This window comes from Prevotella sp. P5-64 (genome assembly GCF_002251285.1).
Lineage (GTDB): Bacteria > Bacteroidota > Bacteroidia > Bacteroidales > Bacteroidaceae > Prevotella.
In genome coordinates this window covers 83,375-90,368 of record NZ_NPJK01000061.1, presented here as the reverse complement: position 1 = coordinate 90,368, position 6,994 = coordinate 83,375, and the positions used below count along the sequence as shown (strand labels likewise).

General features: G+C 51.2%; 6 protein-coding genes. 3 read left to right on the top strand and 3 right to left on the bottom strand.

Annotated elements, in window-relative coordinates:
• The 3 genes from CIK87_RS11005 to CIK87_RS10995 all read left to right on the top strand — a co-directional run.
• A partial coding sequence (locus CIK87_RS11005) for an alpha-N-acetylglucosaminidase (protein ID WP_216822759.1) occupies positions 1 to 2,186 on the top strand: 2,186 nt, incomplete at its 5' end.
• Positions 2,187 to 2,407: 221 nt separating this feature from the next.
• Positions 2,408 to 3,010 (top strand): flavodoxin, encoded by a 603-nt coding sequence (locus CIK87_RS11000; RefSeq protein ID WP_094387209.1) that lies wholly within the window; start codon positions 2,408 to 2,410, stop codon positions 3,008 to 3,010.
• Positions 3,011 to 3,036: 26 nt separating this feature from the next.
• Positions 3,037 to 3,852, top strand: a complete 816-nt coding sequence (locus CIK87_RS10995; RefSeq protein ID WP_094387208.1) for a carboxymuconolactone decarboxylase family protein — start codon at positions 3,037 to 3,039, stop codon at positions 3,850 to 3,852.
• 162 nt (positions 3,853 to 4,014) lie between these two features.
• Here the strand turns inward: CIK87_RS10995 and deoD are convergent, their stop codons facing one another.
• The 3 genes from deoD to CIK87_RS10980 all read right to left on the bottom strand — a co-directional run bounded on the left by deoD (position 4,015) and on the right by CIK87_RS10980 (position 6,992).
• On the bottom strand, positions 4,015 to 4,731 hold the full coding sequence (deoD, locus tag CIK87_RS10990) for a purine-nucleoside phosphorylase (RefSeq protein ID WP_094387207.1): 717 nt from the start codon (positions 4,729 to 4,731) through the stop codon (positions 4,015 to 4,017).
• A 116-nt stretch (positions 4,732 to 4,847) separates the two neighbouring features.
• Positions 4,848 to 5,231: a hypothetical protein gene (locus tag CIK87_RS10985; RefSeq protein ID WP_094387206.1), complete on the bottom strand. Its 384-nt coding sequence runs from the start codon at positions 5,229 to 5,231 to the stop codon at positions 4,848 to 4,850.
• A gap of 24 nt (positions 5,232 to 5,255) precedes the next feature.
• Positions 5,256 to 6,992, bottom strand: a complete 1,737-nt coding sequence (locus CIK87_RS10980) for an ATP-dependent RecD-like DNA helicase (RefSeq protein ID WP_094387205.1) — start codon at positions 6,990 to 6,992, stop codon at positions 5,256 to 5,258.
• Between the last annotated feature and the right edge of the window lie 2 nt (positions 6,993 to 6,994).

The window sequence follows — 6,994 nt, the reverse complement described above, 5'->3', positions numbered from 1 at the left end:
ACCCCCACTTTGTCAACTACTCATCAACTTATATCATGAACCGTAGAATCATTACTACCCTCTGCCTGATGGCGGTAACCATAGGCATGATGGCATCCAACGATGTCAAGACGGCGCAGAATCTGGCGCGACGTATACTGGGCAACAAGGCCCAGACAGTGGTCTTCAAAAAGATTGACTCCACAAAAGACGTATTCACCCTGGAGAGCAACCAGGGCAAGGTGGTCATCAGCGCCAACAACGCCAACAGCATGGCTATGGGCCTGAACCACTATCTCAAGAACTATTGTCACACCGCCATCTCTTGGTACAAAGACGACCCTATCGAACTGCCGGAGACTATGCCTGCTGTCAAAGAGAAGGTAAGAATAGAGTCGCGGCTTCCCATGCGTTTCTTCCTCAACTACTGCACCTACGGCTATTCGCTGCCTTGGTGGACTTGGCGTGAGTGGGAACACTTCATCGACTGGATGGCGCTCAACGGTGTCAACATGCCTCTGGCTATCACCGGTCAGGAATCGACTTGGTATAACGTGTGGAAGAAGTTCGGGCTCAACGATGAAGAGATTCGCTCCTTCTTCTCCGGCCCCGCCTATCTGGGCTGGCACCGCATGTGCAACTTCGACGCATTCATGGGACCTCTGCCCCGCGAATGGATGGACCGTCAGCAGACGCTGCAGAAGCAGATACTGAAGCGCCAACGCGAACTGAACATGACTCCCGTGCTGTCGGGATTTGCCGGACACGTGCCCGCAAAATTCGTAGAGGAACACAAAGGTCTCAAATATACCGACGTGTCGTACTGGGGCTCATTCAAAGACCCCGAGCGCTACCGCTGCCGTTTCCTCTTTGCCACCGACCCCATGTTTGCCAAGATACAGCGCGCCTTCATCGAAGAGCAGACTCGCATGTATGGCACCGACCACATGTACTGCATAGACCCCTTCAACGAGGTAGACCCTCCCACGTTCAACTGTGACTCGCTGGCCATGCTCTCACGCGGTATATACCAGTCGCTGGCTGCTGCAGACAAGGATGCACACTGGCTGCAGATGAGTTGGACCTACAAATACATGCCAGGATGGAACGGCGAACGCATGAAGGCTCTCTTCAGAGGTGTGCCACAGGGTCGCCTGATCATGCTCGACTACTGGTGTGAGAATGTACAGATGTGGAAAACCACGGAGTCGTTCTACGGCCAGCCCTTCATCTGGTGCTATCTCAACAACTTTGGCGGCCGCAACCGTCTGGTGGCTCCCTCGGACCGTATATACAACTATATAGACAATACATACGAGAAGGCAGGTTCCAACTTCAGCGGTGTGGGTGCTACACTCGAAGCCCTCGACGTCAACCAGTTTGCCTTCAGCATGCTCTTTGACAAGGCATGGAATATGCCTGGCACCCTCGACGAGTGGCGCAACTCGCTGGCCGACCAGCGCATGGGCCGCATAGACGAAAAGGCGCGCAAGGTGTATCGTGACTACTGCGAGCGGGTGCTCGACGTACCACGCACATACAACTACACCTTTGTGGAGTCGCGTCCGGGAATGAAAAAGAAGGATAAATGTACGCCCACGCGCGAGGCGCAGAACGAGATATGGAAGGAGATGGTGAACCTCAATTCAGACCGCGATGGATACAAGATGGATGTGGTGAACATCGGCCGCCAGTGTCTGGAGGAACACTTCTACGTACTCTGGCGCAAGTTTGTCGTGGCTTACGACTGCTACGACCTCAAGGAGATGAAGCGCCTGGGAAGTGAGATGAAAGAGGTGCTGGCCGACGAGGCTGCCCTGACCGCCTGCCACCCCGTGTTCTCCATGAAGCGATGGATAGAACAGGCTCGCAGCTGGGGCAACTCTGCCGAGGAGAAAAACTACTATGAGCGCAACGCCCGCCGCATCGTCACCGTGTGGAACAACAACCTGGCAGGACTCAACGACTATGCCGGCCGCCCATGGGACGGACTGCTCAAGAGTTTCTATCTGCCACGCTGGAGCATGTTCGTAGACCGCGCCATCGACTGCCGTGAACGGGGCATCGAGTATGATGAAGACAGCTTTGTCAAAGAGTGCTACGAGTTTGAAGAGAAGTTCTGCGAACTGGAAGTACCCATCGAATATCCCCAAAAGCAAGACCCAGTACAGCTGTCACGACAGTTGCTGAAGAAATACTTTGAATAGACGCCGGGCTGTTCATACCGAGCAGAACGCCCGAAGCCAACAAATCGCATATTCGCATACAGGAAAGCACTGTATACGAATATGCGATTTTGCGTTACGCCGCAACGGGGGGAGCCACGTTAGGAGAAAACGGTAATAATTGGCGTAATATAGGTAACAATGCCAATTCAGTTTCTATATACCTTTGCATTGTAAATCGAAACATAATAAAACTATCGATTATGAAACGAGTATTGAAGTATACATCAATGATGGTTTCGGCACTCATGGTTTCTGCTGCATGTAACGGAAGTGTGAAGTCATCGCAACAAAAAGAACAAGCCTCTATGGAGAGCAAAGGAAAAATACTGATTGTATTCTTCTCGCATGCCGGGGAGAACTACGGAGTGGGCAATGTGAAGGTGGGCAACACCAAACTTGTGGCCGACCAGATACAGAAACTCACGGGCGGTGACGAGTTTGAGATTGTCGCGGAGAAAAGCTACGACATGCCATATAATGCCCTCACCAAACTGGTAAAAAAAGAGGCAGAGAACAACGAGAAGCCAGACTTCAAGGGCGAGGTGAATGACATGGACCAATATGAAACCATCTTTATCGGCGGACCAGTATGGTGGGGCACCTATCCACAAGTAATGTTTACCTTCTTCGACAAATACGATTTGAACGGCAAGACCATTATCCCCTTTACCACCCATGAAGGAAGCGAGCTTGGCAATGTGGTAAACGACCTAAAGAAGCTGTACCCCAACGCCACCTTCAAAGAGGCAATGAGCATCTACGGTCATGAGACCCGCAATAATCTCTCGAAAGTGGACAAATGATTGAAACGACTTAACTATTGACAGCTATGAAAAGACTCGTAATATTTATTTTATTAACAATGATAACACTCAACATTATGGCACAAAAGAAAATAGAACAGACCGCAGGACGCATGCAATTAGGAGTGTTTGCTCCAGAGTTCGCCCACCTCAACGATGACATACTCTTCGGAGAAGTATGGAGCCGCAATGACCTACTCTCCCTCCGCGACCGAAGTATGGTAACCATTACAGCACTTATCAGCCAAGGCATCACAGACAGTTCGTTGAAATACCATCTACAAACTGCCAAGAACAACGGCATCACACGTACAGAAGTAGCCGAGATAATCACACATATCGCTTTCTATGCCGGTTGGCCCAAGGCTTGGGCTGCCTTCAATCTTGCCAAAGAGGTGTGGAACGAAGATGTGACCGGCGATGACGCCAAGGCCGCTTTCCAACGTGAGATGATATTTCCCATCGGCGAGCCTAACACAGCCTACGCTGCTTACTTCAAAGGTAATAGTTATCTTGCCCGCATCTCCACGAGTCAGATACCTTTTGCCAATGTAACCTTTGAGCCTGGATGCCGCAACAACTGGCATATACACCATGCCACAACAGGCGGCGGCCAGATGCTGGTAGGTGTGGGTGGCCGTGGGTGGTATCAGGAAGAAGGCAAGCCGGCACAGCAGATAATGCCAGGTACTGTTATCCACATTCCTGCCAACGTGAAACACTGGCATGGTGCTGCCAAAGACAGCTGGTTTGCCCACCTCGCCTTCGAGGTTCCTGGCGAAAACGCCTCTAACGAATGGCTGGAACCTGTATGCGAAGATGAATACAAAAAACTGCAATAATGTTCCACCCTATAATAGGCAATTGCGACAGATGTAGAACAGGTAACTGCCACTAACGCCTGAGACTGCAACGTACCGTGTGACAAGAATACAACGGAAATGGATTAAAAAAGCGCAGCCCCTGCCGGGTCTGCGCTTTTCTATAATGCGTACTGATACAGATTAAAGCACGATGGCACTCTCGAGCGCCAGGGTCATCATCTTGGTAAACGAATTCTGACGGTCTTCGGCTGACAACTCGGTGTGGTCGACAAAAGAGTCGCTGATGGTAAGCAGGCAGGCTGCGCGCTTGCCTGTCATATTGGCATTGTGGAAGAGGGCAAAGCTCTCCATCTCTACGCAGTCGCTGCCATTCTGCTTGATGATATCCTGCCATGTACCCTGTGAGGCATCACGATAGAAGACATCGCTGGAATGAACTATGCTGGGCTTGCACTCAATACCTATCTCCTTGGCCTTGGCCTTGATGACGTCATTGAGTTCCTGGCTGGGCTTGATGGCGTTGTCCTTGCAACCACCCTGTACGAGAGCGTAGGAAGACTCGCTCACTGCGACCTCGGCAAGAGTGACATCCATCACCTTGAGCCAGTCGCGATAGCTACCAGCCGAACCGATGCGGATAATGTTCTCTACACCATAGAACTTGTAGAGCTCCATAGAGTAAATGCCAATGCTGGGCATACCCATGCCACTGGTCATAACTGAAACTGGTACGCCCTTGTACAGACCGGTATAGCCGAGGGCATTACGAACCGATGTTACCAACTTGACATCCTCGAGGAATGTCTCTGCTATAAACTTTGCGCGAAGCGGGTCGCCAGGCATAAGCACTGTCTTGGCGAAATCGCCCTTTGCGGCTGAAATGTGCGGTGTTGCCATTTGTTCTATTTTAATAAAGTGTTTAGGTTACAAAATTAGGCATAATCAGTCGGATGCGCAAGGAAAAGGGCAAAATTATTTTATTTTGCCACATTGAAGGGGCAATGAAGAAAAGGTTAATCGCGGTCAAGATAATCTGTCGGCATGATTTCTCCTTGCAACAGCATGTCATCAGGAATAATTCCCTCGGGGATGCCCGTAATCTTTCCATCCCGTCCACGCGACATGGGACCGGCGAGACCTTCCAACTCGTGGTATTCCTCATCAGGCTCTATGGTAGTAATGGAGCTGCGGATATCTATTTTTTCCGCAACTTCGGTGATACCACGCTCGTCGAGCTGTCGCTGAAGATCGGCAAGCTCGGCATCACACACGGGGCAAGTGCCGGGACAGTCGCCGACATGATGGCACTCTGCAGGAGTGTAATCCAACCCATACTCGATAGCCAGCTGCTGGCGTATGCTCCTCAGGAGGTCACATTTCTGTCTGCCTGTAGTCATATATATAATAAGGTATATAGGGAATCAGTCTTTCTTGAGTTTCTTCAACCGTCGCTTCGCTTCGGGAATATCGGGACAGAGCTCAAGGGCTTTCTCGAAGTTTCGGATGGCGGCCTCGGTGAAATGCTCCTTCTCGCACTCGCGGCCCATGACGACATACTCGACAGCCAGTTTCTTGAGAAATTTCTCCTTCTTCTTGATTTCTTCCTTCAAACGGGCTATCTCCTGGTCCTTCTGGTTAATGACATTGAGCTTGCGACGGATGTAACGCTTGGCAACAGGGCGTTCGATGTCGTAACGGCTATGGATAGCGAGGAAGAAGTTGTCCAGCGCGGTCTGCATGTCGCCTGCATCAAAGGCCTTGACGGCATCATAATACTGCTTGTCGGCCTTGCCCTGTTCGAGAGCAGCATGAATAAGCTGCTGGTTGTTATAGTTCTTGGCGAAACGGGAAACTTCGGCTTTGACGAAGACATCTTCACGCCGGATGGGGCTCTTGAGGCTGATGCCTTCGAGCGAACGGCAGCGCGAAAGGGCAACATAGGTCTGACCGCCGGCAAAGACTCCGCCGCTGAAATCGATTTTGACATTGCGGAAGGTAAGGCCCTGGCTCTTGTGGACGGTAATGGCCCACGCCAAACGCAGAGGGAACTGGCAGAAAGTGCCAAGAACAGACTCTTCAATCTTCTGTTCCTTCTCGTTGAAGGTATACTTGATATTGCTCCAGATTTCCTGCTCAACATCAAACTCCACTCCATCCTCGGTACGGACATAGATGATGGCGTCCTTACTATCCTCAACATCGAGCGAGAAACCCGTGACGGTGCCCAGAGTGCCATTGACCCACCGTTTCTCCTTGTCGTTGCGCACAAAGAGAACCTGCGCGCCCACCTTGAGTTCGAGTTTGAGTGGAGAGGGCAAGTTGTTCTCGGGGAAATCGCCTTCGATGGTTCCGTCAAAGATGGTAGCATCGCCATCAAGCTCAGCCAAGCGCGTACTGTTGATGTAATCGACGGTATCGCGACGGGTGGACAGCGTAATGGAGAGCGAAGAGTCGGAGGTGTCAATGTCGGCACCCACCTGGCGATTGAGCATCTCGAGGTCGGCAGTGGTGACATGCGACGAACGGATGTGGTCCAACAGGTTGATAAAGGTAGGATTGTTCTGGCGATACACCTTGGTCAGTTCGATGCTTACCAACTGGAGGGAGGCAAAGACCTTGGCATCGAAGAAGAACTGGGAATGATAGAAAGGCGCAAGCAACTGACGGTCTTCCTCACGAACGACAGGCTCAAGCTGATAGATATCACCGACAAGGAGGAGCTGCTTGCCGCCAAACGGCTCACGCATATTGCGGTTGTAGACGCGCAGCACCTTGTCAATAAAGTCGATGATGTCGGCGCGCACCATGCTAATCTCGTCGATGATAATCAGTTCGACCTCACGTAGCAGCTTGCATTTCTCGCTGGTGTAGCGCAGTGTCTTACGCATATTGCGCACGCTGTAGCGTGTATCATTGGGCAGCAGGGGATGGAAGGGGAGCTTGAAAAAACTGTGAAGCGTGGAGCCACCGGCATTGATGGCGGCTATACCTGTAGGCGCGAGGATGACATGTTTCTTCTTGGTGGTCTCGGAGATGTAGCGGAGAAACGTAGATTTACCCGTGCCTGCCTTTCCGGTAAGGAAAAGCGAGCGACGGGTAAACTGTATGATTTGCAGAGCTTTCTGAAACTCTTCGTTGTCAAGATTGATCTGTTCCAAAC

Bases quoted from the DNA above. Each gene is read 5' to 3' on its own strand.
- deoD (WP_094387207.1), bottom strand. From the start codon at position 4,731: ATGGCAACACCGCACATTTCAGCCGCAAAGGGCGATTTCGCCAAGACA.
- CIK87_RS10985 (WP_094387206.1), bottom strand. From the start codon at position 5,231: ATGACTACAGGCAGACAGAAATGTGACCTCCTGAGGAGCATACGCCAG.
- CIK87_RS10995 (WP_094387208.1), top strand. From the start codon at position 3,037: ATGAAAAGACTCGTAATATTTATTTTATTAACAATGATAACACTCAAC.
- CIK87_RS11000 (WP_094387209.1), top strand. From the start codon at position 2,408: ATGAAACGAGTATTGAAGTATACATCAATGATGGTTTCGGCACTCATG.